Source organism: Modestobacter sp. VKM Ac-2977, assembly GCF_026968045.1.
In the GTDB taxonomy this organism is placed as follows: domain Bacteria; phylum Actinomycetota; class Actinomycetes; order Mycobacteriales; family Geodermatophilaceae; genus Modestobacter.
Genome location: NZ_JAPVBQ010000001.1, coordinates 426,536 through 451,523 on the forward strand (window position 1 = coordinate 426,536; position 24,988 = coordinate 451,523).

20 protein-coding genes and 1 tRNA gene are annotated in these 24,988 nt (G+C 74.7%); 16 read left to right on the forward strand and 5 right to left on the reverse strand.

Translation table 11 applies throughout. From position 1 onward, the window contains the following. Positions 1 to 11 precede the first annotated feature (11 nt). On the reverse strand, positions 12 to 1,034 hold the full coding sequence (locus O2V63_RS02010; protein WP_269165900.1) for a glycosyltransferase: 1,023 nt from the start codon (positions 1,032 to 1,034) through the stop codon (positions 12 to 14). A 171-nt stretch (positions 1,035 to 1,205) separates the two neighbouring features. Here O2V63_RS02010 and O2V63_RS02015 point away from each other — a divergent pair, with 171 nt between their 5' ends. Next, the gene (locus O2V63_RS02015; protein ID WP_269165901.1) at positions 1,206 to 2,300 is read left to right on the forward strand and encodes a glycosyltransferase family 4 protein; all 1,095 of its coding nucleotides are present in this window, start codon (positions 1,206 to 1,208) and stop codon (positions 2,298 to 2,300) included. Positions 2,301 to 2,317: 17 nt separating this feature from the next. On the opposite strand, the gene O2V63_RS02020 is transcribed toward O2V63_RS02015, so the two are convergent. Both O2V63_RS02020 and O2V63_RS02025 read right to left on the reverse strand, forming a co-directional pair. Beyond that, a complete protein-coding gene (locus O2V63_RS02020) occupies positions 2,318 to 4,315 on the reverse strand; it encodes an acyltransferase family protein (RefSeq protein WP_269165902.1) in 1,998 nt (665 codons plus the stop codon). A 181-nt stretch (positions 4,316 to 4,496) separates the two neighbouring features. Further along, positions 4,497 to 6,905 carry a hypothetical protein gene (locus tag O2V63_RS02025; RefSeq protein ID WP_269165903.1) on the reverse strand — a complete coding sequence of 803 codons (2,409 nt, stop codon included), beginning with the start codon at positions 6,903 to 6,905 and terminating at the stop codon, positions 4,497 to 4,499. Between the two features lie 244 nt (positions 6,906 to 7,149). Here O2V63_RS02025 and O2V63_RS02030 point away from each other — a divergent pair, with 244 nt between their 5' ends. The 7 genes from O2V63_RS02030 (at position 7,150) to O2V63_RS02060 (ending at position 16,865) form a co-directional block, all read left to right on the forward strand. Then, positions 7,150 to 8,586, forward strand: a complete 1,437-nt coding sequence (locus O2V63_RS02030; RefSeq protein ID WP_269165904.1) for a polysaccharide biosynthesis tyrosine autokinase — start codon at positions 7,150 to 7,152, stop codon at positions 8,584 to 8,586. After that, positions 8,583 to 9,167: an arsenate reductase/protein-tyrosine-phosphatase family protein gene (locus tag O2V63_RS02035; protein WP_269165905.1), complete on the forward strand. Its 585-nt coding sequence runs from the start codon at positions 8,583 to 8,585 to the stop codon at positions 9,165 to 9,167. Before O2V63_RS02030 ends, O2V63_RS02035 begins: the two co-directional genes overlap by 4 nt. Before the next feature lie 206 nt (positions 9,168 to 9,373). Continuing rightward, positions 9,374 to 9,832, forward strand: a complete 459-nt coding sequence (locus tag O2V63_RS02040; RefSeq protein WP_269165906.1) for an adenylyltransferase/cytidyltransferase family protein — start codon at positions 9,374 to 9,376, stop codon at positions 9,830 to 9,832. 115 nt (positions 9,833 to 9,947) lie between these two features. Beyond that, positions 9,948 to 13,493 (forward strand): transcription-repair coupling factor, encoded by a 3,546-nt coding sequence (gene mfd / locus O2V63_RS02045; protein WP_269165907.1) that lies wholly within the window; start codon positions 9,948 to 9,950, stop codon positions 13,491 to 13,493. Between the two features lie 59 nt (positions 13,494 to 13,552). Beyond that, entirely contained in the window at positions 13,553 to 14,545 is a 993-nt protein-coding gene (locus O2V63_RS02050; RefSeq protein WP_269165908.1) for a SurA N-terminal domain-containing protein, read from the forward strand. A gap of 4 nt (positions 14,546 to 14,549) precedes the next feature. After that, complete coding sequence (locus tag O2V63_RS02055; RefSeq protein WP_269165909.1) at positions 14,550 to 15,467, forward strand: MazG family protein; 918 nt, start codon at positions 14,550 to 14,552, stop codon at positions 15,465 to 15,467. A gap of 120 nt (positions 15,468 to 15,587) precedes the next feature. Beyond that, positions 15,588 to 16,865 carry a mechanosensitive ion channel family protein gene (locus O2V63_RS02060; protein WP_269165910.1) on the forward strand — a complete coding sequence of 426 codons (1,278 nt, stop codon included), beginning with the start codon at positions 15,588 to 15,590 and terminating at the stop codon, positions 16,863 to 16,865. Positions 16,866 to 16,868: 3 nt separating this feature from the next. Here O2V63_RS02060 and O2V63_RS02065 read toward each other — a convergent pair whose 3' ends face one another. Beyond that, on the reverse strand, positions 16,869 to 17,831 hold the full coding sequence (locus tag O2V63_RS02065) for a hypothetical protein (RefSeq protein ID WP_269165911.1): 963 nt from the start codon (positions 17,829 to 17,831) through the stop codon (positions 16,869 to 16,871). 96 nt (positions 17,832 to 17,927) lie between these two features. Between O2V63_RS02065 and eno the strand changes: the two genes are divergently transcribed. Genes eno through O2V63_RS02085 form a run of 4 tightly spaced genes read left to right on the forward strand, consistent with a single transcriptional unit; the run spans position 17,928 to position 21,279 of the window. Next, positions 17,928 to 19,211 carry a phosphopyruvate hydratase gene (gene eno, locus O2V63_RS02070; RefSeq protein WP_269165912.1) on the forward strand — a complete coding sequence of 428 codons (1,284 nt, stop codon included), beginning with the start codon at positions 17,928 to 17,930 and terminating at the stop codon, positions 19,209 to 19,211. A gap of 13 nt (positions 19,212 to 19,224) precedes the next feature. Continuing rightward, positions 19,225 to 19,788, forward strand: a complete 564-nt coding sequence (locus O2V63_RS02075) for an FtsB family cell division protein (RefSeq protein ID WP_269165913.1) — start codon at positions 19,225 to 19,227, stop codon at positions 19,786 to 19,788. A gap of 4 nt (positions 19,789 to 19,792) precedes the next feature. Continuing rightward, positions 19,793 to 20,332 carry a DUF501 domain-containing protein gene (locus tag O2V63_RS02080; protein WP_269165914.1) on the forward strand — a complete coding sequence of 180 codons (540 nt, stop codon included), beginning with the start codon at positions 19,793 to 19,795 and terminating at the stop codon, positions 20,330 to 20,332. Beyond that, positions 20,329 to 21,279: a Ppx/GppA phosphatase family protein gene (locus tag O2V63_RS02085; protein WP_269165915.1), complete on the forward strand. Its 951-nt coding sequence runs from the start codon at positions 20,329 to 20,331 to the stop codon at positions 21,277 to 21,279. The genes O2V63_RS02080 and O2V63_RS02085 overlap by 4 nt, the downstream gene beginning before the upstream one ends. 98 nt (positions 21,280 to 21,377) lie before the next feature. Here the strand turns inward: O2V63_RS02085 and O2V63_RS02090 are convergent, their stop codons facing one another. After that, the gene (locus tag O2V63_RS02090) at positions 21,378 to 21,683 is read right to left on the reverse strand and encodes a DUF4235 domain-containing protein (protein ID WP_269165916.1); all 306 of its coding nucleotides are present in this window, start codon (positions 21,681 to 21,683) and stop codon (positions 21,378 to 21,380) included. A 62-nt stretch (positions 21,684 to 21,745) separates the two neighbouring features. Here O2V63_RS02090 and O2V63_RS02095 point away from each other — a divergent pair, with 62 nt between their 5' ends. The 4 genes from O2V63_RS02095 (at position 21,746) to O2V63_RS02110 (ending at position 24,983) form a co-directional block, all read left to right on the forward strand. After that, complete coding sequence (locus O2V63_RS02095; protein WP_269165917.1) at positions 21,746 to 22,510, forward strand: uracil-DNA glycosylase; 765 nt, start codon at positions 21,746 to 21,748, stop codon at positions 22,508 to 22,510. A 48-nt stretch (positions 22,511 to 22,558) separates the two neighbouring features. After that, positions 22,559 to 23,953: an NAD(P)/FAD-dependent oxidoreductase gene (locus O2V63_RS02100; RefSeq protein WP_269165918.1), complete on the forward strand. Its 1,395-nt coding sequence runs from the start codon at positions 22,559 to 22,561 to the stop codon at positions 23,951 to 23,953. Positions 23,954 to 23,977: 24 nt separating this feature from the next. After that, positions 23,978 to 24,051 (forward strand) — tRNA-Leu (locus tag O2V63_RS02105). A 119-nt stretch (positions 24,052 to 24,170) separates the two neighbouring features. After that, a complete protein-coding gene (locus O2V63_RS02110; RefSeq protein WP_164700045.1) occupies positions 24,171 to 24,983 on the forward strand; it encodes a Bax inhibitor-1/YccA family protein in 813 nt (270 codons plus the stop codon). Positions 24,984 to 24,988 lie beyond the last annotated feature (5 nt).

The window sequence follows — 24,988 nt, forward strand, 5'->3', positions numbered from 1 at the left end:
GGAGTCGCCGCTCATCCGGAGGACGTCGTCCGCCCCAGGGCACGCCGGTACGCGGCAGCGTGGTCCTGGCCGGCTCGGCTCCACTCCCGACGGCTCAGGTCGGGGCGTGCGCCGGCCGGGATGCGCTGCGCGTCCGACAGGGCTTGCAGCAGCACCGGGCCGCTGAGCTCGCCGCGGTAGCGGAGCACCCAGTCGGCCCCGACCTCGGTGGCCAGCTGCTCGTTCACCTGGTTGTCCGGCACGAGCACCGGCCGGTCCAGGGAGAGGGCCATGAGCGCGGCTCCGGAGTTGTGCATCTCCCGGTACGGGAGGACGACGAGGCTGGCCCGGCCGACCGTCGCCACGAGCTCCTCGTCGCTGAGGAAGTCCAGTGCCAACTCGACCCGGACGTCGTCGGCGGCTGCGGCCCGCAGCTCGTCGGCCAGCTCCTCCGTCATCGGCTGACCGGCGACGGCCAGCCGAGCCTGGGGTGCCTGCCCGGCGGTCGCGCCGAACGCCCGGATGAGCGCGGCCACGTTCTTGTACGGCCGGATGAACCCGGCGTAGCACGCGCGGTCCGGCTCGGCCGGAGGAGTCGGCCGGGCCGCGAACCAGTCCCGGTAGTGACCGTGCAGGACGGTGACCGTCGCGGCTCCCGGCGGCGCCGGGGTGTGCTCGTTGAGGTGCACCCGAACGGTCGTGCGGCGCGCCAGCAGCCCCAGCAGGAACCGTTGCGTGCGGCTGCGGCCCTCCTGGGGCCGCAGGTTGTGGACGGTGGCGACCACCGGCGTCGACCGGGCCCGGAGCCGGAGCAGCAGCAGGGCGAACGCAGCCTGGCGGGCGACCGTCCTGGTCCGGTCGCGTCCGGACACCAGGATCTCCGGCCAGTGCACGTGGAACACGTCGTAGCGGCTCCGCAGCGCGCGTCGCCAGGTGAACGTCAGCACCTGCAGGTCCGGCTGCTCGGTCAGACTGCGCCGCAGCATCACCACGTAGGGGTTGGTCGTGGGGCGCGGCTCCGGGAACGACTGGAGCACGCAGATCGGTACGCTCACGCGGACGCTCCCACCACCCCGAGGCCGGCTGCCGGCGCAGCCCCGACCGTCGGCACCGCGGCGCCGACTCTAACGCCGCGGTCCGCGGTGGACGCGTCCCCGCCACCCCGCGCGCCCGCGACACGGTCGCCCGCGTCGGCGTCGCCGGCAGTGCGCCTACGATCACTCACCGTGCGGAAGACCAGGCATCAGCGGGCCCGCGTGTACGACTCGGTGCGCAGCGCGCACCTGGAGCGTGCGCACGCCCTGGCCCCGGCCTCGATCCTGCACCGGAGGTGGCGCTACGACCTCGACCCCGCACTGACCGCCGGGCTGGACCTGGTCCGCGGCGGCACGCTGGCGATGGCGGTCACCATCGCCCGGTCCGGGCTGCTGGCCGTGGAGGTCAACGAGCCGTTGCTCCGCCCGGCCCTGTGGCGGACGGCGGTGGCCGTGACCACGGCCCGGCTGGCCGCCCGGGTCCGCGGGCGCGAGGTGCTGATCGTCTCGTACGCGATCGAGAACCGGGACAACTACGCGCCCGAGCCCACCGCGCGCCTGCGCCGGCGGGTCCGCACCCGGCTGGACTGGGGGCTGAGCCGCTACACGGCCCGGCAGCTCGACCGGATCGCGTACGGCACCAGCGCGTCCGCGGAGCTGTACGCGTCGTTGCTCGGGGCCGAGCTGGCCACCTGCTCGAGCACCGTCGTACCGGCGCTGCCGGCTCCGTGCGCCTGTGCTGCGGCGGAGGACCGGGACCCCGATCAGGTGGTCTTCGTCGGCGCCTTCTCCGCGCGCAAGGGGCTCTCGGAGCTGGTGGCCGCCTGGCCGGAGGTGGTCCGCGAGCTGCCCACGGCGCGGCTCTCGCTGGTCGGGCAGGGGGCGATGGAGGACGTGGCGCGCGAGCTCGCGGAGCGGGTGCCCGGAGTCGACGTGGTGGTCGCGCCGCCACGGGCGGAGATCCATCGCGTGCTGCGGGAGGCAACCGTGCTCGTGCTGCTCTCGCAGCGGACGCCGACGTGGCGGGAGCAGGTCGGGCTGCCGATCGTCGAGGGGATGTCCCACGGCTGCACGGTGGTGACCACGGAGGAGACCGGGCTCGCGGACTGGCTGGCCGGCCACGGGCACGAGGTCGTCGCCGCAGGTGCGCCGACGGCCGACGTCGCCAGGGCGCTCGGTCGTGCCCTGCGGCGCCGCCGCTCGGCCGGGTCGGTGCTGGCGGACCTGCCGGACGTCGACGGCCGGCTGGCCGCCGACCGGTGGCTCTTCCGTCCCGGCCGGGACTGACCTCTCCGGCGGGCGCGCTACCCCGCCAGGTGACGCCCCAGGACCGTGCTCAGCGAGCGCGCGTAGACCGACGTGATGTGGTTGGAGTCGCGGTACACGAGGACGCCGCCGATCACCGAAGGGCACCGACCGTCGAAGCAGAAGCTGTCCCGCAGGTCGACGACGGCGGCGCCGGTCCGCTCGGCCGCCATCACCAGTGCGTCGTCCGGGAGAGCCCGGGCTTCGCTGATGGTGCAGGTATCGCCGCTGGCCACGCAGCTCGGCGGGTCCGACAGGCCGGCCTTCTCCGGCTCGGGGGTGTCGGCCAACGCGTACACCTGGGTCCCGGCGGCGATCAGCGGCTCCCACGCCGCCGCGAAGCCTCGCACGGCGGCCGCGGTGTCCGCGTGCGATCCGTAGCCGAGCCCTGACCTGGCGGAGGTGATGACCACGTCGGGGGTCTCGGACCTGAGCCGTTCGGCCACCTCCCGGTTGAACGCCTGGCAGTTGGCCGAGCCCAGGCCGACGGCGTAGGCGCACCCCGACTTGACGTAGGTCACGAGACGCCAGCCCCGCTCCTGGGCGATCCGGGTGAGGGCCGGCATCCACTGGTTGGCGTGCGAGTCGCCGACGAGGGCGACCCGGGTCGACGACGGGGCGTCGGAGCCGTACTCACAGCGGATGACCTCTGCCCGGGCCGCAGCCTGCTGGCAGTTCTGCTCGGTGGCGTCCCTGGTGGCGATCATCGGGTCCGGCACCACACCGTCCGGGGTCCGGCCGGCACAGCCGGCCTCCAGGGAGGCTGCGCCCACGCAGGGCAGGTCCGCAGCGGTGAAGCGCGTCAGCTCGGCCTGGGCGCTGTCGATCCGGGCCTGGCTGACACCGAACGCCACGCCGCCCAGGCCACCGACGACCAGCATCCCGGCGACCGCGCCCACCAGCACCGGGCGCGTCCCGCGCGGGACTGCGGCGCGCGCTGCGCCGCGCCGGGGGCCACCCCCGCGGAACGGGTCCTCCACGTACTCCTTCGACAGCCAGGCGATCGGGATGGCCGCGGCCACGACCGCGACCCGGAGCGGGATGGGCAGTTCGTAGCTCGGGCCTCCGACGAGCACCGGGACGAGCACGATGAGCGGCCAGTGCCACAGATAGACGGAGTAGGAGATGTCGCCGATGAACTGGACGGGTCGGAGATTGCCGATCCGCGACGGGGAATGGCGACCGGGCACGTCCCCCGACATGATGACGGCAAGGGCGCCCAACACCGGGACGAGGGCGATGAACCCGGGGAACGGGGTCTCGCCGGACAACAGGGCGGCGGAGCCGGCGATCGCGGTCAGACCGGTCCAGCTCAGCGCCGACCTCGCCCACGCGGGGGCCCGCAGGACCGGCACGGTCAGTGCGACCAGCCCGCCCAGCCCGAACTCCCACGCGCGGGTCGGCGTGACGAAGTAGGCCCACGAAGGGCTCTGCTGGGTCTGGTGGACCGAGTAGGCCAGCGAGATCACCGTGATCGCCGCCACGGCCCCGATGACGGCCCCACGTGCGCGTCCGCGCTTTGCGCCCAGCACGCTGGCGGCCAGGAGCAGCAGAGGCCACAGCGCGTAGAACTGCTCCTCGACGGAGAGCGACCAGAAGTGCTGGACAGGACTGGCGTGCGACCCTGCCGCCAGGTAGTCCACCGAGGTGGCGGCCAGCGTCCAGTTCTCCACGTAGAAGGCGGCGCTGACCAGTTCGCGGCCGATCGTGTTCCAGAGCGTCTGCGGGAGCGCCACCAGGGTGACCACGCCGACCACCAGCAGCACGGTCAGTGAGGCCGGCAACAGTCTCCGGACGCGTCGCGCGTAGAACCCGAGGAGGGAGAACGGCGCGTCGGCGGCGAGGCCGCGGCTGATGTGCAGGGTGATGAGGAAACCGGAGACGACGAAGAAGACGTCGACGCCGACGTAGCCGCCCGGCAGCAGGCGTGGCTCGAGGTGGTAGACGACGACCAGCGTCACGGCGACCGCGCGCAGGGCCTGCAGTTCCCGTCTCACCCGGTGGCCGTCAACGGATCTGTCGACGTCTCCCACGATCGGCACGGGAGGAAGGTAATGGGGAATTCGCCATTACCGAGGTGCGTGCGGGTGGACACCACTCTCCCGAGGGAATGGTGCCCACCGCGCTCGCGGGCTCCCGTCGAGGTGCCTCACCACGGGCGCCGGAGGAACTCGGTGACTACGGGCGAGTGGGCACGGGTGTGGGCGCAGGCTCGACCTCGGCGGTCCCGTCCGCGGAGCTCGGCCGGAGGACGGCGCCGGAGCCCTCGACGGCGCGGCCCGGCGTCCTCCGCAACGGCAGCACCAGGCCGAGCGCCAGCGCGACGTCGGGCAGGTTGGCCGGGAGCGGACCGAAGGCCAGGTACCAGAGGCCCATCAGCAGCAGGAAGCACGTCAGCCCCGACGCCTCCCGCCGGCTCAGCAGCCGGGCGGAGCTGCGGATCAGCAGGGCGGCCATGACCAGCCCGAGGAGCAGGCCGACCGGACCCGCGTTCGACCAGAGGTCGGCCACGATCGAGTGCAGCTCGAACCGGCCGGCGAACATGTAGTTCTCGATGTACCCCTCGCCGGTGGGGATGCGGGTCACGGCGAAGCCCGCCTTGGCCAGGGCGATGTCGGCGGCGGTGGGCACGGTGCCGAGCCCGAAGCCCAGCGGGTGCTGGTGCATGAGCGCCCAGGTCGCCGTCCACTCCGGGCGGCCGCCGAGCAGCAGCGTCCCGGTCTGCTCGATCTGGGTGATGGTGCGTGCCTGGACCTCGGCGCCCAGTGCGCCGGAGACCAGCAGCTCGCGCATCGCGCTGTACGCGCCGACGGCCATGGCCGCGAGCAGGCCCGCGGTCGCCAGCGGCCTGGCCTGTCGTCCGGTCGTCGGCCGGGCCTGCCACAGCACGAGGGCACCGGCCATGACGCAGAAGCCGAAGGCGCTGCGCGCGTCGTGCACGATGTCGAGGAGGGCGAGGCCGGCCAGGGCGGCGATCGTCACCCCCGGGCGTCGGTGGGCACTGGCCAGGGCGAGGACGGTGATGGTCAGGGGCAGGGCGAGCTCGAACTTGTAGGGGTTGTCCGACGCAGACGCGTCCATGAGCCCGCTCGCCAGCTGGCCGACCCCGTAGGCGACGCCGACGGCCGGGAACGGGAGCACGGTGCGGGCCCAGAGGAGCAGCCCGATGGCACCGACGGCCGCGAGCACCTGGAAGCTGGTCTCGGCCGCCTCCCGCCGGGCGAAGTCGTGGTCCACGCTGGACCAGCCGGCCAACAGCAGGCCGGACAGGAGGGACAGTCCGGCCAGCGCGGCGATCAGCATCGCGCCGCGGGATCGCCGGAGGACCCCGATCCACACCGGCAGCAGGACGACTGCTGCGAGCAGTGTCGTGTTCGTCGCGGCGGGGAGGTCGTGGGCGAGGCCGGTGGCCAGCAGCGCGACCACGGCGGTGACCCGGGTGGAGCGGGTGACCCCCTCACGGGGCGCGCCGGCCACCGAGCGGAGCGGTGCCCGGAGGTCCTCTCCGCGGAGCACGGCAGCCATGCGGGCGCGCCGGCCGGCGCGCGGAGCAGGTCGGCGGTCGAGCACGATGCCCAGGAGCGGGACCGGAGCGGTCGACAACGCTGTCACCACCCGCTCCAGCTGGCGGCGGGTGGTCCGGCGGCTGTCCACAGCCACCAGCACCCCGGCGAGGTCGGTACCGGTGCGCGCGACGTCCCCGATCGTCGGGACGTGCACGACCCCGGCCGTACCACCGCGGACGGCGGCCAGGTCCAGGTCTCGAGCCAGCTCTGTCGATCCCGGCGCGGTCCCGACGAGGGCGACCCGCGCGTCGGTGGCCGGTGAGAGCTCCGGCAGCGCACGGAGCAGCCCGGCGACCCGCTCCAGGCTGGCCGCTCGCGCGTCGCGCCCCGTCCTCCGGTCGACCGGCCACCTCCGGGCCCGGCGGTGGACCTCGGCGAGGACGGGCAGCCCGGTCGCCGCGGAGACGTCGCCGGCGGTGCGCACCCGGGGGCGGAGGGACTCGGCCAGGCCGACGGCCAGCACGGCGGTACCGCCGCCCAGCACGATCCCGAGGGCGGTCAGGCGGCGGGTGTCCGGAGACGCTCGATACCGGGGTTCTCGTGCCGGGGAGATGGTGGTGACGTCGAGGACGGAACCTCCCGACCCGGCGTACAGGGTCGGGGTGAGCTCCTCCAGTTCCTCGCCCACCCGTGTCGCGATGCGCTCGGCCTGGACCGGGTCGGCCGCGTCCACCCCGATCTGCAGCACCGACGTGTCGTCGAGGACCTCGACGTCGACGGCGTCGGCGAGCTCACCGGGTCCGGCAGTCAGCTCGAGGTCGTCGATCACCGACTGCAGGACGGCGGGTGAGGTGGCCGCTGCCGCGAGCGAGGGGAGCAGTTGCTCGCCGACCAGCGAGCTGTACCCGAGCGTGCTGGGGGTCTCGGCACGGTCCACGGAGACGTAGACGGTGGTCTCGGCGTGGAAGACGGGCGGGGAGACGGACGCCAGGAGGAAGGACGCCCCGCCACCGACGGCTGCCGCCGCCAGGACGCTCGCCCAGCACCGGTGGACAGCGCTGACATAGTCCTTCGGCTGCACCGAGTGACCTCCTCTCCCTCGGTGGCGATCTTCCCTGCCCGAGCGCCGCGGACAGGTGCGTCGGCCGAAAGAGGGCGCAGCGCGTGACCCGATGGGATGAGCGCGCCCGTCCGGCCGGGCGACGCAGCCGTCCGGGGGGTCGACACTCGCTGGGTCCGGGCTGGACCCGGACCGAGGTGGCCGCCCGGATGACCGCGGTGTGCACCAGTCGATGGCTCGCGTCGACGCGGGATGGGGGAAGGCAATGGGCCCCGGGGGGCTGACCGAGATCGTGCGGACCGGGTGGCGTGTCATCGCTGCGCTGACGGTGGCCGGCCTGCTGGCCGGACTCTGCTGGTCGCTGGCCGCCGAGCGCACCTACCGGGCCACCTCGAGCGTCTTCTTCTCCCTGCAGTACGGGGACTCCGCGGCCGACCTGGTCCAGGGATCGACGTACACGCAGAACCAGGTGACGTCCTACGCCCGGCTGGCGACGACCCCGGTCGTCCTCCAGCCGGTCATCGACCGGCTGGAGCTGGGGACGACGGCACCTGAACTGGCTCGGCAGGTGGAGGCGTCCGCGCCCGTCGACACGGTCATCGTCGAGGTCACCGTCACCGGGTCGTCACCGGCACAGAGCGCCCGGATCGCCGACGCGGTCGTCGTCACGCTCTCCGAGACCGTGGAACAGCTCGCGCCCGAGGGGGCCGACGGGGAGCCGACCGTGCGGGCCACGACGGTGGCCCCCGCCGAGGTGCCGCGGTCGGCTGCCACCCCGAACACGCCGCTCGACCTGGCCACCGGTCTGGCCGTCGGGCTCCTGCTGGGCCTGGGCTGGGTGTGGGCGAGGAGCACCCTGGACAACCGGGTCCGCGATGCCGCCACCCTCGCCGAGCTGACCGCGCACCCGCTGATCGGGACCATCGCCGCGCACGTCGGCCGCGCGACGCACCCGGTCGTGATGGAGACCGAGCCGCGGGGTGGCCAGGCCGAGGGGTTCCGACAGCTGCGCACCAACCTGCAGTTCCTCGACCTGCCGGCGCTGACCGGCTGGGACACCGAGAGCGGCAGCCGGACGATGGCCGTGACCTCCTCGTTGGCGGCCGAGGGCAAGTCCACGGTGGCGGTCAACCTCGCGGCGGCGCTGGCCGAGACCGGTGCCCGGGTGCTCCTCGTCGACGCCGATCTCCGCCGGCCGTCCGTGGCGGAGATGCTCGGGCTGGAGGGCTCGGCGGGCCTCACCACGGTGCTGCTGGGGCGGGCAGCACCGGCAGAGGTCGTGCAGGACTGGGGGATGTCCGGCCTGCAGGTGCTGACGTCGGGTCCGCTGCCACCCAACCCGGCCGAGCTGCTCGGGTCGCCGGCCATGACCGGGCTGCTCCGGGCCCTGCGGACGGACTACGACCACATCGTCCTCGACACCGCGCCACTGCTGCCCGTCGCCGACGGAGCCGTCCTCTCCCGCGCGGTCGACGGCGCCGTGCTCGTCGTCAACGCGACCAAGGCACGCCGCCCGCAGGTGGTGGAGAGCCTGCAGGTCCTGGAGCAGGTCGGCGCCACGGTGCTCGGTCTGGTGCTCAACCAGGTCGACCGGGAGGAGCGGGTCTACGACTACCGCCCGGCCGAGGACGCCGACGTGCTGGCGGCCCCGGTCCTGGTGCGGGGCATCGTGACTGCGCCGACTCCCGGTCCGTCGAGGTGACGGGTGCCGCGGCCGCAGCGGCCGAGAGCCCCTCGTTCGCCGTCCTCCTCGTGTGCACGGCCAACATCTGCCGGTCCCCGGCCGCTGAAGCGCTGCTCCGCGCGGAGCTGGCCGCGGCAGACGACGTGGAGGTGGCCAGTGCCGGCCTGACCGCCCGGGTGGGCAGCGCGATCGCGCCGGAGATGGCGAACGCACTGGCGGTGCCCGTCACCGGTTTCCAGGCGCGGCAGGTGACCTCGGAGGTGGTGGGCGGCGCGGACCTGGTCCTCACCATGACACGGGAGCAACGTGCTGCGCTCGTGGCCCTGGTCCCCGCCGCGGTCCGGCGGACGTTCACCCTCAAGGAGTTCGCGGCTCTGGTCGCACTGGCCGCCGGTCGCGCACGGGTCTCCGGCGCGTCGACGCGGCAGCGACTGAGCTCCGCGACGGCCGAGGCGCCACGCTTCCGCAGCGCCCGTGTCGCTGGGGCCGAGGACGACATCGCCGATCCGTACGGCGGGCGTCCCGCGGACTACTCGCGCGCCGCAGGGGAGATCGAGCAGGCGGTCGCCGCGCTGGTCTCCGCCGTCGGCCCGTCGTAGTCCGGACCGGGTCGCTCGTCGCTGACCAGGTCCGGCCGCGCACAGGTCGGCCACCTTGCCCGGGAATGACCGTGCGTGAGCACGAACGGGTGGACCGCGGCTCGGGACCGTCGCCTCATCGGGTGGTGGCCGGCGCATTCGTCACGTTGTGTGACCTCTGGCCCTTAGCGTCATCAGTGCATCAGCGGCACGGCAGAGGAGAGCGCATGACGGTGATCGGCTACGCCCCCGGGGCCTACGACCTGTTCCACATCGGGCACCTCAACGTCCTCAAGCACGCCGCCGAGCACTGTGACCGGCTCGTGGTCGGGGTGGTGTCCGACGGGATGCTGCTGCAGTCGAAGGGCCGGCTCCCGGTCGTCCCGCTGGCCGAGCGGATGGAGATCGTGCGCAACCTGCGCTTCGTCGACGACGTGCACGCCGAGGTGGTGCCGGACAAGGTCGACACCTGGCGCGAGGTGCGGTTCGACGTCCTCTTCAAGGGCGATGACTGGCGGGGCACCGCCAAGGGCGCGAAGCTCGAGCGCGACTTCGCCGCGGTCGGCGTGCAGGTGCAGTACTTCCCGTACACGGTGCACACCTCCAGCACGATCCTGCGCAGGGCGCTGGCCGCCATCGACGCCCAGGCGCCGGTGGCCCGGGGAGCCCGCACCCTCACCTCCTGAGCGGCCCCGCAACCGTCCGCCACCGGGACTAACCTGGACGACGGCCCCCGCGCGCACCCGGCGCGCTCTGCTCTGCAGCGGACACGGTGTGGGCCCAGGAACTGGAGTGACCCCCGTGAGCTTGCGCGGCGTGCTCGACGTCGTCCTGTCCGACGCCGGCGTTGCCTCGGTGGTGGGCAGGGCGGGCACGGCCGACCTGGCCGTCACCGCCCCGCCGCCGGTCCAGCCGCTGGTGGCCGCCGCGCTGGCGGCCCGGGCGCCCGGCGCGGACGTGCCGGTGCTGGTGGTCACCGCGGGGGAGCGGGACGCCGACGCGCTGGCAGGGGTGCTGCGCTGCTTCCTCCCCGACCGGCGGGTGGAGGTCTTCCCGGCCTGGGAGACGCTGCCGCACGAGCGGCTCAGCCCCCGCGCGGACACCGTCGGCCGCCGGCTGGCCGTGCTGCGCGACCTGACCCACCCCGGCGAGAACGGCACGGTCGACGTGCTGGTCGCCCCGGTGCGCAGCGTGCTGCAGCCGCTGGCCCCCGGGCTGGGCGACCTGGTGCCGGTGGAGCTGGCGCCGGGACAGAGCGCCGAGCTCGACGCGGTGTCCCAGGCGCTGGCCGAGGCGGCCTACACCCGGGTGGAGCTGGTCGAGAAGCGCGGGGAGTTCGCCGTCCGCGGCGGCCTGCTCGACGTCTTCCCGCCCACCGAGCCGCACCCGGTGCGGGTGGAGTTCTGGGGCGACGAGGTCGACGAGCTGCGGTACTTCTCCGCCGCCGACCAGCGCTCGCTGGACGAGCGGCCCGACCGGCTGTGGGCCCCGCCGTGCCGTGAGCTGCTGCTCACCGACGACGTCCGGGCCCGCGCCGTCCAGCTGGGGGTCGACCACCCGGAGCTCGCCGAGGTGGCCGGCAAGCTGGCCGAGGGCATCGCCGTGGAGGGCATGGAGTCGCTGATCCCGGCGCTCATCGGCGGGCACCAGATGCAACTGCTCACCGACCTGGTGGCCCCGGGCACGCACGTGCTGGTCTGCGACCCCGAGCGGGTGCGCAGCCGGTCCGCGGACCTGGTGCGCACCGCCGAGGAGTTCCTCGCCGCCTCCTGGCAGACCGCGGCCGAGGCCGGCCAGGCGCCGATCGACCTGGGCGCCTCCTCCTTCCGGGACCTCGCCGACGTCCAGGACGCCGCCCGGGCCCGGGGCCTGCCCTGGTGGACGACGGGCGCCTTCACCCTCTCCCCGGACGACGACGACCAGCACGTCACCCTGGACGCCACCGGGGTCGAGCGCTTCCACGGCGACCAGGCGCGCGCCTTCGACCAGCTGCGCAGCTGGGGCCGCGACGGCTGGCGGGTCGCCCTGACCTTCGCCGGCCCCGGCCCCGCCCAGCGCGCGGCCGACCAGCTCACCGAGGCCGACCTGGGCGCCCGGCTGGTGCCCGGCATCGAGACCGCGCCGACGGCGGGGCCGACGCTGATCACCCAGGGCAACCTGGAGGCCGGCTTCACCTTCCCGGCCGTGGGCCTGGCGCTGGTCACCGAGGGCGACCTCACCGGCCAGCGCGGCACCTCGATGAAGGACGCCACCAAGATGCCGGCCCGCCGGCGCAACGCCGTGGACCTGGTGCAGCTGCAGCCGGGCGACCTGGTGGTGCACGAGCAGCACGGGGTCGGCCGCTACGTGGAGATGGTCAGCCGCACCGTGCACGGCGGGCAGCGCGACTACCTGATCGTCGAGTACGCGCCGGGCAAGCGGAACCAGCCGCCGGACCGGCTGTTCGTGCCCACCGACTCCCTGGACCAGCTGACCCGCTACGTCGGCGGCGAGGCGCCCGCGCTGTCCAAGCTCGGCGGCGCCGACTGGCAGAAGACGAAGAACCAGGCCCGCAAGGCGGTCAAGCAGATCGCCGCGGAGCTGATCCGGCTGTACTCGGCGCGGATGGCGTCCAAGGGCCACGCCTTCGGGCCGGACACCGTCTGGCAGCGCGAGCTGGAGGACGCCTTCCCCTTCACCGAGACGCCCGACCAGCTGGCCGCCATCGACGAGGTCAAGGCGGACATGGCCCAGCCGGTGCCGATGGACCGGATCATCTGCGGCGACGTCGGCTACGGGAAGACCGAGATCGCGGTGCGGGCGGCGTTCAAGGCGGTGCAGGACGGCAAGCAGGTCGGCATCCTGGTGCCGACGACGCTGCTGGCCAACCAGCACTTCAAGACCTTCTCCGAGCGGTTCGCGCAGTTCCCGGTGACCGTGGCGGTGCTGTCCCGGTTCCAGTCGAAGACCGAGTCCGACGAGGTGCTGCGCAAGCTGGCCGACGGCGAGATCGACGTCCTGGTCGGCACCCACCGACTGCTGCAGCCCACCACCCGGTTCAAGGACCTGGGGCTGGTCATCGTCGACGAGGAGCAGCGCTTCGGCGTCGAGCACAAGGAGTACCTGAAGAGCGTCCGGACGGCGGTCGACGTGCTGTCGATGTCGGCCACCCCGATCCCGCGCACCCTGGAGATGAGCCTCACCGGCATCCGCGAGATGTCGACGATCCTCACGCCGCCGGAGGAGCGGCACCCGGTGCTGACCTACGTCGGCGCGTGGGAGGACAAGCAGATGGCCGCCGCGATCCGCCGCGAGCTGCTCCGCGACGGCCAGGTGTTCGTGATCCACAACCGGGTGCAGTCGATCGACAAGGCGGCGGCGAAGATCCGCAACCTGGTGCCCGAGGCCCGGGTGGCAGTCGGCCACGGCCAGATGAAGGAGCACGAGCTCGAACGGATCATGGTCGGCTTCTGGGAGAAGGAGTACGACGTCCTGGTCGCCACCACGATCGTCGAGTCCGGGCTGGACATCCCCAACGCCAACACCCTGATCGTCGACCGGGCCGACACCTTCGGCCTCTCCCAGCTGCACCAGATCCGCGGCCGGGTCGGCCGTGGCCGGGAGCGGGCCTACGCCTACTTCACCTACGACCCGTCCCGGCCGCTCACCGAGACCTCGGTCGACCGGCTGACCACCATCGCGCACAACACCGACCTCGGGGCCGGCATGGCGGTGGCGATGAAGGACCTGGAGATCCGCGGCTCGGGCAACCTGCTCGGCGGCGAGCAGTCCGGGCACATCGCCGGCGTGGGCTTCGACCTCTACGTACGGCTGGTCGGCGAGGCGGTCAGCGACTACCGGGCCCAGGCGACCGGGGAGTCCCCGGCCGTGGAGCCGGCCGAGGTCCGGGTCGACCTGCCGGTCGACGCCCACCTGCCGCACGACTACGTGCCCGGCGAGCGGCTCCGGATGGAGGCCTACCGCAAGGTCGCGAGCGTCCAGGACGACGACCAGGCGCAGGCCGTGCTCGACGAGCTCACCGACCGCTACGGCGCGGCCCCGGCCCCGGTGCTCAACCTGCTGGCGGTGGCCCGGTTCCGCGCTGCCATGCGCCACCTCGGGGTCACCGAGGTGTCGATGCAGGGGCGCAACGTCCGGGTCGGGCCGGTGGAGCTGCGCGAGTCCCAGGTGATGAAGCTGTCCCGGCTGGCCGAGGGGGCCACCTACAAGGACGCGGTGCGCACCGTGTCGATCAAGGTGCCGGTGGGCCCGGACCGGCGCACGCCGCTGCGCGACGTCGCCCTGCTGGATAAGCTGCACGCGCTGCTGACGTCGGTCCTCGAGCAGCCCGTCGCCGTCGCCTCCTGACCCACGTCGGACCGCGCGGGGTGCGGCGTGGGTCACACCGGGTGTGGCACGCTCGCGCCGTGCCGCGCCGCAGACTCCTCGCCGTCCTGCTCGTGGGTGCCGCCGGGGTGGGTGGCCTGGCCGGGTGCCGCACCGACCCGGACGTCGCCGCCTACGTCGGTGACGAGCAGGTGACCGTCGCCGAGCTGGACGAGGCGGTCGACACCCGGCTCGCCGACCCGGCCATCGCGGCGTACGCCGCTGGTGACGAGGTGGGCTACACCCGCCAGGTGCTGAGCCTGCGGGTGGGCGAGGAGCTCCACGACGAGGTGGCCCGGCGCTGGGGTGTCGAGGTGCCCGACGCCGACGTGCGGGCGCGGATCGTCGAGCTGCTCGGCGGCGCCGACCCGGAAACGGTCTTCGCCCAGGTGGCCCAGCAGCAGGGCGCCAGCGAGGCCGACGTGGTGGAGAACGTCCGCCAGCAGCTGGTCCGCCAGCGCGCCGCGGTCGCCGCCGGGCTCGTCGAGCCCTCCGAGGCGGCGCTGCGCGAGCGCTACGAGCAGGTGGTCCCCGGCCTCGCGCAGGTCGAGCTCGGCCTGGTGACGGTGCCCGACCAGGCCACCGCCGACGCCGTGCTGGCCCAGCTGACCGCCGACCCGGCCGGCTACCCGGCCGTCGCCGCCCAGTACGCCGGGCCCAACACGCTGCCGCAGATCGAGGCCCGGGCACCGGCCGACCTGCCGGCGGTGCTGGCCGAGCCGATCGCGGCCACGCCCCCCGGGCAGGGCTTCACCCTGGCGCTGCCGGAGGCCGGCGGGGTGGTGGTCGGCTTCGTCCGCGGCGTCGCCGTCCCGACGTTCGAGCAGCTGCGCCCGCAGCTGGCCGACCAGGCCGCGGCCGAGGCGGCGGAGGCCGGCGCCGCGCTGGTGGCCCGGGTGCGGGACGACCTCGACCTGGTGGTCAACCCGCGCTTCGGCACCCTGCAGGGCGGGCAGGTGGTCGCCGCGGACGACGGCGTGGTGCAGCTCCTCGAGGACGCCGGCGAGGACGCCGCCGGGCTTGCCGGAGACTGACCGGGTGCCCGTCGCGCTCCTCGTCACCGTCAGCCCCCGCCTGCCCGGACTGCTCGCCGCCGCCGGCTGGCGGGCGGTCACCGCCGCCCCGGCCGTGCTCGCGCTGCCCGGCGCCGCCGCCACCGCCGCGGCGCTGCGGACGGAGGGGATCGCGGTGACCGACGTCGCCGACCCGGCCGCGGCTGCCGCGGCGGGCCCCGGCGCCGTCCTGCTGGCCGCTCCCGAGGAGGCCACCGGCTGGGAGGGCGTCCCGCGGGTCGAGGGGGCGCCGGAGCCGCCCGGCGCGCGGCTGCTGGACGTCGTCGGGGTCATGGACCGGCTGCGCTCGCCCGGCGGCTGCCCCTGGGACGCCGAGCAGACCCACGCCACGCTCCGCGGCTACCTGCTGGAGGAGGCGCACGAGGCCTACGACGCGATCGTCGACGACGACCCCGTGGCGATGCGGGAGGAGCTGGGTGACGTGCTGCTCCAGGTCGCCTTCCACGCCCGGGTCGCTGCCGAGGCGGAGCCCGGCCGGCGGTTCGACGTCGACGACGTGGCCGGTGACCTGGTCGACAAGCTGGTCCGCCGGCACCCGCACGTGTTCGCCGACGCGGGGCCGCGGGACGTCGCCGCCGTGGAGCGTGGCTGGGACGAGATCAAGGCGACCGAGAAGCAGCGCCGCTCGCCGACCGAGGGGGTGTCCCGTTCGCAGCCGGCCAGCTCGTGGGGCGCGGCCCTGGCCGGACGCGCCGCGCGGGCCGGGCTGCCCACCCCGCCGGCCGCCGAGCTGACCGCCGCCGACCCGGCCGCGCTGGGGGAGCAGCTGCTCGGGCTGGTCGTCGCCGCCCGGCAGCGCGGGTGGGACGCGGAGGACGCGCTGCGCACCGCCGTCCGCCGCTACGCCGCCGAGCTCGACGCGGCCGCCCACGCGCGCGGCTGACCTGCCCCGTCCGGGTCACCGGACGACGCGGGTGCCCGGCCCGGCCCCTAGCGTGGACGGCGACCGGCCGCGGAGGTGGCCGGCCGCCCGTCCCGCCGACGACGAAGGAGCCCTCGCCGCGTGCCGCTGACCGCATCCACCCCGCCCCCGCTCGCCGCGGACGGCGTCGTCTCCGGCGTGCTGCCCCGGAGCACCTGGTTGTTGCTGCTGGTGGTCGCCGGGGCCGCGCTGGTGGCCTGGCTGGTCGCCGTCGCGATCGGGGCGCTGGTGCGCCGCCTCGCCGGGTCCTCTCCGGTGGCGGCCGACCTGTCCCGGCGGGGGCGCCGACCGCTGCGGGTGCTCCTCGTGCTGCTCGCGGTCACGCTGGTGCTGGACGCCGCGCCCGGCGTGGGCGACTGGCGGGACGTCGTCGTCCGGGTCCTCGGGCTGGCGCTCATCGCCGTGGTGGCCTGGCTGATCGCGGTCGCCGCGTTCGTCGTCGAGGACCTGGCGCTGGCCCGCTACGACGTCGACGTCGACGACAACCGGCACGCCCGGCGGGTCCGCACCCAGGTCACGCTGATCCGCCGGCTGACAGTCGCGGTGATCGCGGTGCTGGCGATCGCCGGCATGCTGCTGACCTTCCCCGCGGCCCGCGCGGCCGGCACCAGCATCCTGGCCAGCGCCGGGGTGCTGTCGGTGGTGGCCGGGCTCGCCGCGCAGACCTCGCTGGCCAACGTGTTCGCCGGCATGCAGCTGGCCTTCACCGACGCCATCCGGGTCGACGACGTCGTCGTGGTCGAGGGGGAGTGGGGCCGGATCGAGGAGATCACGCTCACCTACGTCGTGGTGCACGTCTGGGACGACCGGCGGCTGGTGCTGCCCTCCACCCACTTCACCACGACGCCCTTCCAGAACTGGACCCGCAAGGAGTCCGCCGTCCTCGGGTCCGTCGAGCTGGACGTCGACTGGACGGTGCCCTTCGACGAGATGCGCGCCGAGCTCGACCGGCTCGTGGTGGGCAACGAGTTGTGGGACGAGCGGGTCGTGGTGCTGCAGGTGACCGATGCCGTCGGCGCCGTGGTGCGGGTCCGGGTGCTGGTCAGCGCGAAGGACGGCCCCACCCTGTTCGACCTGCGCTGCCACGTGCGGGAGGGCCTGGTCGGGTGGCTGCAGCGCGAGCACCCGACCGCGCTGCCCAAGGTGCGCAACGAGGGCGTCGCCGGCCCGGATGTGGCGCTGCCGCGCCGACCGGCCGCGGGCGACGGCGGTGTCCGGCCGGCCGGTGCGCAGGCCGGCCTGTTCACCGGGAGCGAGCAGGCGCGGGAACGCTCCCGGGCCTTCACCGGGCCCAGCGAGGCGGAGCTGGCCGAGCGGGCCCGGCTCGACGAGGAGTCCCGCGAGCAGCCGCTCGCCTGACGCTCAGCCCTCGCGGGTGGCCTGCGGGTCCGAGCCCAGCAGCTGGGGCACCCAGAACAGCACCGCGGCCGACAGTGCGGTCGCCACGGCGAAGCCCAGCGGGCCGCTGCTGTCCACGTAGGCCCACAGCAGACCCAGCACCGGGGCGAGGAAGGGCAGGACGCCGTCCGCCCGGGCCTGCCGGGCCAGCCCCACCTCGACGGCGTCGGGGACGACGGGCGCCTGCCGCATCTCCCCGCGCGGCTCCTGGCTGCGCAGCCGACCCGAGGGCCACACCTCCGCGCCGTCGAGCACCGGCAGCACCAGCCGGCCGCGGGCCGGGTCCCCGCGCACCTCGACCCGGGTGGCCGGGGGCAGCCGGTCCAGCTCCGGTGCCCAGTGGACGGGCAGCCAGCGCCGCCCGGCCGGCGTCTCCAGCTCCAGCCAGCTGCGCACCAGCAGACCGAGGTTCACCACCACGTGGGTGGCGGTCACCGCGGTGGCAGGTCGCGACCGCAGCCGCGGTCGGGTGAGCAGGCGGGCGAGGGTCAGCGCGGCGACGGCGAGCAGCACCGCGACCACGGCGGCCAGGCCGAAGACGACGTCCCCGAGCGCGGCGTGCGCGGCGTCCCCGTCGGTGTGGACCCGGACCGGGTCGCTCGCGGGGGCGGCCGCGGGGTACTGCACCGTCAGCTCGGCGCCGACCGGCACGTCGAGCGGTTCGTCCAGCACCAGGGTGCCGCTGCGCTCCCGGCCGGAGCCGTCGCGGAAGGCGACGTCCAGCCCACGGCCCTCGGGCGCGGTGCCGGCCGCGGTGACCGTCGCGGTCGCGGTGCGGTCGGCGGCGGCCAGCGGCGCCTGCACGTCGGACAGCCGCAGCGCCAGCGCGACCAGCACGACGAGCCCGACCACCAGCACCGGGGCCAGCCCGAGGAGGAGCTGCCGGACGGCGCGCCGGTGCCGGCGGGGCGGGGTCGGGGGAGTCATCGCCGGTCATCGTCCCAGGCGTCCGCCGGCGGTCGGCCCGGCTGCTCCCGGCGCGGGTGTGCCGCACCGCCCCGGGAGCTGGCTAGGCTGCAGCCCGTGGCCAGCATCGATGCAGTAGGCGCGCGGGAGATCCTCGACTCGCGCGGAAACCCCACCGTCGAGGTCGAGGTGGCACTCGACGACGGGACGATCACCCGGGCAGCCGTGCCCAGCGGCGCCTCGACCGGCGCCTTCGAGGCGGTGGAGCTCCGGGACGGCGGGACCCGCTACGGCGGCAAGGGCGTGACCCAGGCCGTCGACGGCGTCCTGGACGTGATCGGCCCGGAGCTCGTCGGGTACGACGCCGCCGAGCAGCGGACGGTCGACCAGCGGCTGATCGACCTCGACGGCACGCCCGACAAGTCCCGGCTCGGCGCCAACGCGATCCTCGGCGTCTCCCTCGCCGTCGCCAAGGCCGCCGCGGAGTCCGCCGGCCTGCCGCTGTTCCGCTACGTCGGCGGCCCCTCGGCGCACCTGCTCCCCGTGCCGATGATGAACATCCTCAACGGTGGCGCCCACGCCGACAGCAACGTCGACGTGCAGGAGTTCATGATCGCCCCGATCGGCGCGGCGACCTTCGCCGAGGCGCTGCAGGTCGGCACCGAGACCTACCACGCCCTCAAGTCGGTGCTGAAGAAGCGCGGCCTGGCCACCGGCCTGGGCGACGAGGGCGGGTTCGCCCCGTCGCTGCCCAGCAACCGGGACGCCCTGGACCTCATCGTCGAGGCCGTGCAGGCCGCCGGCTACACCGTCGGCACCGACATCGCCTTCGCCCTGGACGTCGCGGCGACCGAGTTCCACAGCGACGCCGGCTACGCCTTCGAGGGGAAGACCCTCAGCTCCGACGACCTGATCGAGTACTACCGCGGGCTGGTCGACGCCTACCCGATCGTCTCCATCGAGGACCCGCTCTCGGAGGAGGACTGGGACGGCTGGGTGTCGATGACCCAGGCGCTCGGCGACCGCGTGCAGATCGTCGGCGACGACCTCTTCGTCACCAACCCGACCCGGCTCGCCGACGGCATCGCCCGGGGGGCGGCGAACGCGCTGCTGGTGAAGGTGAACCAGATCGGCACGCTCACCGAGACCCTGGACGCGGTCAACATGGCCCACCGGGGCGGCTACCGGTCGATGATGAGCCACCGCTCGGGCGAGACCGAGGACACCACGATCGCCGACCTCGCCGTCGCCACCGACTGCGGGCAGATCAAGACCGGTGCCCCGGCCCGCAGCGAGCGCGTGGCCAAGTACAACCAGCTGCTCCGGATCGAGGAGGAGCTGGACGACGCCGCGCGCTACGCCGGCGCCGCCGCGTTCCCGCGCCTGGCTGCCCGCAGCTGAGCCCGGGCACCACGTGAGCACCGCCCGCACCCGCCGCGACCGGCCCGGTGGCAACCGCCGCCGGTCCTCGTCGCGGCCGGTGCGGGCCGGTGCCCGCGGCGCGGCCGACAACCGGCCGGGCCGCCGCACCACCCGGCGACCGGCCCGCAGCGCCACCCCCCGGCGCGGCCCACGGTTCACCGGCCGGGCCGTGCTGCTGGGCGGGCTGGTGCTGCTGCTGGCGCTGACCCTGGCCGGGCCGCTGCGCCAGTACGTGGCCGGGCGGCAGGAGCTCGCCGAGCTGGCCGCCGAGCAGCAGGCGCTCGACCAGCGCGCCGCCGACCTGCAGGCCCAGCTGGACCGCCAGGCCGACCCCGCCTACATCGCCCAGCAGGCCCGGGAGCGGCTCACCATGGTGCTGCCCGGCGACCGGCTGGTCGTCGTCGGGGACGCCGGCGACCCCGGGGACACCGCCCAGGACCCGACCGGCAGCACCGCACGGAACGCTCCTGTGCCCTGGTACGAGGGGCTGCTCGGCTCCCTCGCCGCAGCCGACGGCGACCCCTCGGAGACCGATCCGGGCCCTCCCGCAGACTAGGGACGTGCACAGTCCCGACCCCGCGCCGGTCTCGCTGCCGGTCACCGACGCCGAGCGTGCCGTCATCGCCCGTCAGCTGGGCCGCCCGCCACGCGCGCTGGTCGGCGTCGCGCACCGCTGTCCCTGCGGCCAGCCCGACGTCGTGGAGACCGCGCCCCGGCTGGAGGACGGCACCCCGTTCCCCACGCTCTACTACCTGACCTGCCCCCGGGCGACCGCGGCCGCCAGCCGGCTGGAGTCGGCCGGCCGGATGCGGGACTGGCAGGCCGAGCTGGCCACCGACCCCGAGCTCGCGGCGGGCTACCGGGCGGCGCACGAGTCCTTCCTGGCCACCCGCGACTCCCGGGACGTGCTGCCCACCCGGGCCAGCGCCGGGGGGATGCCCGACCGGGTCAAGTGCCTGCACGCCCTGGCCGGCCACGCCCTGGCCGCCGGCCCCGGGGTGAACCCGGTCGGCGACCGTGCGGTCGCGGAGATGGGGGAGTGGTGGGCGGCCGGGCCGTGCGCCCAGCCGTCCCCCCAGGACCCGGAGGACGTCCGATGACCCGGGTCGCCGCCATCGACTGCGGCACCAACTCCATCCGGATGCTGGTCGCCGACGTGCCCGTCGAGGGCGCGCACACCGACCTGCTCCGGCGGATGGAGGTCGTGCGGCTCGGCCAGGGCGTGGACGCGACCGGCCGGCTGGCGCCGGAGGCGATCGAGCGCACCCGCCGGGTGCTCGCCGAGTACGCCGCCCAGGCCCGTGAGCTGGGTGCCGAGCGGGTGCGGATGGTGGCCACCAGTGCCAGCCGGGACGCCGCCAACCGCGACGAGTTCGAGGCGATGGTGACCGCGACCCTGGGTCAGCTGCCCGACGTGGTGACCGGGGTGGAGGAGGCCGAGCTCTCCTTCCTCGGCGCGACCGCCTCGCTGGCCGCCGCCGCCCGGGTGCACGGTGCCGCAGCGCCGCGGCCGCCGTACCTGGTCGTCGACATCGGGGGCGGTTCGACGGAGTTCGTGCTCGGGGACGCCGGCGGGGTGCGGGCCGCGCGGTCGGTGGACGTCGGCTGTGTCCGGCTCACCGAGCGGCACCTGCGCAGCGACCCGCCGCCTCCGGACGAGGTGCAGGCCGCCGAGGCCGACGTGCGGGCGGCCCTGGAGCTGGTCGCGGCCGAGGTGCCGGTGGGTGAGACCGCGACCCTCGTCGGGCTGGCCGGTTCGGTGACCACGGTGGCCGCCCTGGCGCTCGGCCTGCCCGCCTACGACCCGGTCGCCATCCACGGGTCACGGATCCCGGTGGGCGCCGTCCGCTCGGTGTCGGCCGGTCTGCTGACCGCGACCCGGGCACGGCGGGCGGCCTCCCCGGTGATGCACCCGGGCCGGGTCGACGTGATCGGCGCCGGTGCCCTGGTGCTGCGGGTCGTGATGGACGCGTTCGACCTCGACGAGGTGGTCGTCAGCGAGCACGACATCCTCGACGGCATCGCCCTCCGCCTCGCGCGGCCCTGACGCCGCGGGACGGGGCCCCCAGGGCCCCGTCCCGTAGGCCCCCTTGCAGGGCCCCACCGCGAGCTCGCGAGCGGTGGGGGGGGCAAGGGGGTCCTTGTTCAGGCCGCGCTGTCGGCGTTGACGCCGGGGGGCAGGTTGCCGGTGATCTTCTCGTAGGCGGCGGCGGCACCGGCGGCGGCGACCAGCCGGGCGGCGGCGTACAGCGCGCCGGAGACCGCGGCCCAGGCGAGCGCGTCGGGCCAGCTGACGCCGGGGGCGGCCGGGTTCTTCGGCGGCGGGTAGCCGCGCACCTTCTCCCAGGTGGTGTCGGCGAGCTTCTTGACCACGATGCCGGACGGGATCGCCAGCGCCGGGCCGAGCATCTTGTACAACAACGGGGTCTTCGCCTTCTGCTTCTTCGCCACCCCCTGATCATGCCGTGGGGGCGGCTCCGGCGCCCTTCGCGGCCACGTGCTGTGCTGTCGGGGTGGCACGCGACGCCGACGGCTTCCCCGTCACCCGCAGTCCGGCCGGCGTCGTCCGCGCCGCCGCCGGCAGCCGCGAGCTGACGGTGCTGGACGAGCGGGTCTCCGGGTGCCGGGCCTGCCCGCGGCTGGTGACCTGGCGCGAGGAGGTGGCCCGGGTGAAGCGGGCCTCCTTCCGCGCGGAGGAGTACTGGGGACGGCCGGTGCCGGGGCTGGGGCCCGCCGACGCGCGGATCGGCGTCGTCGGCCTGGCCCCCGCTGCGCACGGCGGGAACCGCACCGGCCGGGTGTTCACCGGCGACCGCAGCGGCGACTGGATCTTCGCCGCGCTGTGGCGGGCCGGCCTGGCCAACCAGCCGACCTCGGTGGCCAAGGACGACGGGCTGGAGCTCACCGACGTCCGGGTGTGCGCCGCGGTGCGGTGCGCGCCACCGGCCAACGCGCCCACGCCGGAGGAGCGGGACACCTGCTCGCCGTGGCTGGCCCGGGAGCTGGCGCTGCTGCCGCGGCTGCGGGTGATCGTGGTGCTCGGCGGGTTCGGCTGGACGGCGCTGTGGCCGGTGCTGGCCGGCGCCGGGGTGCCGCTGCCCCGGCCGAGGCCTGCGTTCGGGCACGGTGTGGAGGTGTCGCTGGCCGGCCCGAACGGCCCGCTGACCCTGCTCGGCAGCTACCACGTCAGTCAGCAGAACACCTTCACCGGCCGGCTCACCGAACCGATGCTCGACGCGGTGCTGGACCGGGCGAAGGAGCTCACCGCCGCGGGGTGAGCCGGCGGCAGGTGTCCGCCGGGGCGCGTGCGGGCCTACGGTGAGGCCATGGCCCAGCGACCGGTGATCCTGATCGTGGGCGGCGGCTACGTCGGCCTCTACACCGCCCTGCGCTTGCAGAAGAAGCTGCGTCGCGGGCGGGCGGAGATCATCGTGGTCGACCCGCAACCGCACATGACGTACCAGCCGTTCCTGCCCGAGGCGGCGGCCGGCTCGGTGGAGCCCCGGCACGTCGTCGTCCCGCTGCGGCGCACGCTGGACCAGTGCCGCGTCATCACCGGTGCGGTGGCCGGGCTCAGCCACGCCGACCGGACGGCGACGGTGACGCCGGCCGAGGGCGACTCCTTCGAGCTGCGCTACGACGTGCTGGTGATGGCCGCCGGCTCGGTGGCCCGCACCCTGCCCATCCCCGGGCTCGCCGAGCACGGCATCGGCTTCAAGAACGTCGGCGAGGCCATCTACCTGCGCAACCACGTGCTGGCCCGGCTGGACGCCGCCAGCTCCACCGACGACCCGCAGGTGCGCCGGCGGGCGCTGACCTTCACCTTCGTCGGCGGGGGCTACGCCGGGATCGAGGCGTTCGCCGAGCTGGAGGACATGGCCCGCTACGCCCTGGAGCGCTACTACCCCCGGCTGTCCCCGGCGGACATGCGCTGGGTCCTGGTGGAGGCGACCGGCCGGATCCTGCCCGAGGTCGACGCGGACATGGGTGCCTGGACGGTGCAGCAGCTGCAGGCCCGCGGCATGGAGGTCAAGCTCAACACGACGCTGGACTCCGTCTCCGACGACGGCGTCGTGCGCACCGGCGACGGTGACGAGTTCGCCAGCGACACCCTGGTCTGGACGGCGGGCACCAAGCCGCACCCGATGCTCGCCCAGACCGACCTGCCGCTGGACGAGCGCGGCCGGGTCCGCTGCCGGGCCACGCTGCAGGTGGAGGGCGCCGAGGGGGCGGCTCTGGACGGTGCGTGGGCGGCCGGTGACCTGGCCGCCGTCCCGGACCTGACCAAGGACGACCCCGGCGCCACCACCGCCCCGAACGCCCAGCACGCGGTGCGACAGGCCAAGCGGCTGGCCGACAACATCGTGGCCGTGCTGGACGGCGAGCAGCCCACGGAGTACCGGCACGCCTACGCGGGGTCGGTGGCCAGCCTCGGGTTGCACAAGGGCGTGGCCCAGGTCTACGGGGTCAAGCTCAAGGGCCGGCCGGCCTGGTGGATGCACCGCGCCTACCACGTCAGCCGGGTGCCCACCCTGAACCGCAAGGTGCGGGTGGTCGCCGACTGGGCGCTGGCCTCGGTGTTCCGGCGCGAGGTCATCGCGCTGGGCCAGTTGCAGAACCCGCGGCGCGAGTTCGTCGCCGCGGCGACCGGCGGCCAGGCCCCGTCGATCCCGCCGCCCAGCGCGGCCGACCGGGACCAGTCGGGCCCGCGCGCCAGCTAGGGTCCGGGGCGGGCCCGCGCCCGCGCCCCCGTAGCCCAATCGGCAGAGGCAGGCCCCTTAAAAGGGTCCCGGTGTCGGTTCGAACCCGACCGGGGGCACCCGTCCGGGTGGTCCTGGCCACACGGGAACTACCGGCACTGACCTGGCGTTACACCAGACAGCGTGGGGCGGACAAGCTGAGCCCCACGGCCCGACCAGTCACCTCGAGGAGATGACGATGCCCAGCAGCAACCCGGCCTTCCGGGGCCTCCCGGCAGCCGGCAACGGCCCGTCCGCCGGCTGGGGCTCCGCCCCGCAGCAGACGTACGGCGGGGCACCCACCCAGCACGACCCGTACGCCGCTCCGTCGCCGTACGCCGCGACCGACCGCGCCTACATGACGATGGACGACGTCGTCACCAAGACCGGCCTCAGCTTCCTCGTGACGGTGCTCTCCGCGGCCGTCACCTGGGCCGTGCTGCCGGACAGTCTCGCCCTGGGCCTGACGCTCCCGGCCGTCCTGGTCGCCCTCGTCCTCGGCCTGGTGATCGCGTTCAAGCAGGTCGCCAACCCGGTCGCGACGCTGACGTACGGCGCCCTCTACGGCGTCGCGCTCGGCGCGATCAGCGAGATGTTCAACGACCAGTACAGCGGCATCGTGGCGCAGGCGCTGATCGGCACCTTCGGCGTCTTCGCCGGGATGCTGGTGGTCTACAAGACCGGTGCCATCCGGGTCACCCCGAAGCTCACCCGCTGGATCGTCGGCGCGCTGTTCGGCGTCCTGGCGCTCGTGATCGTCAACCTGGTCGCCAGCTTCTTCATCCCGGGCGGCCTGGGCCTGCGCGACGGTGGCCCGCTGGCCATCATCTTCAGCATCGTCGTCATCGGCGTCGCGGCGTTCACGCTGCTGCTGGACTTCGACATGGCCGACGAGGCGATCCGCCGCGGCGTCGAGCCGAAGTTCGCCTGGTACATCGCCTTCGGCCTGCTGGTGACGGTCATCTGGCTGTACATCGAGATCCTGCGGCTGCTCAGCTACTTCCGCGAGTGATCGAA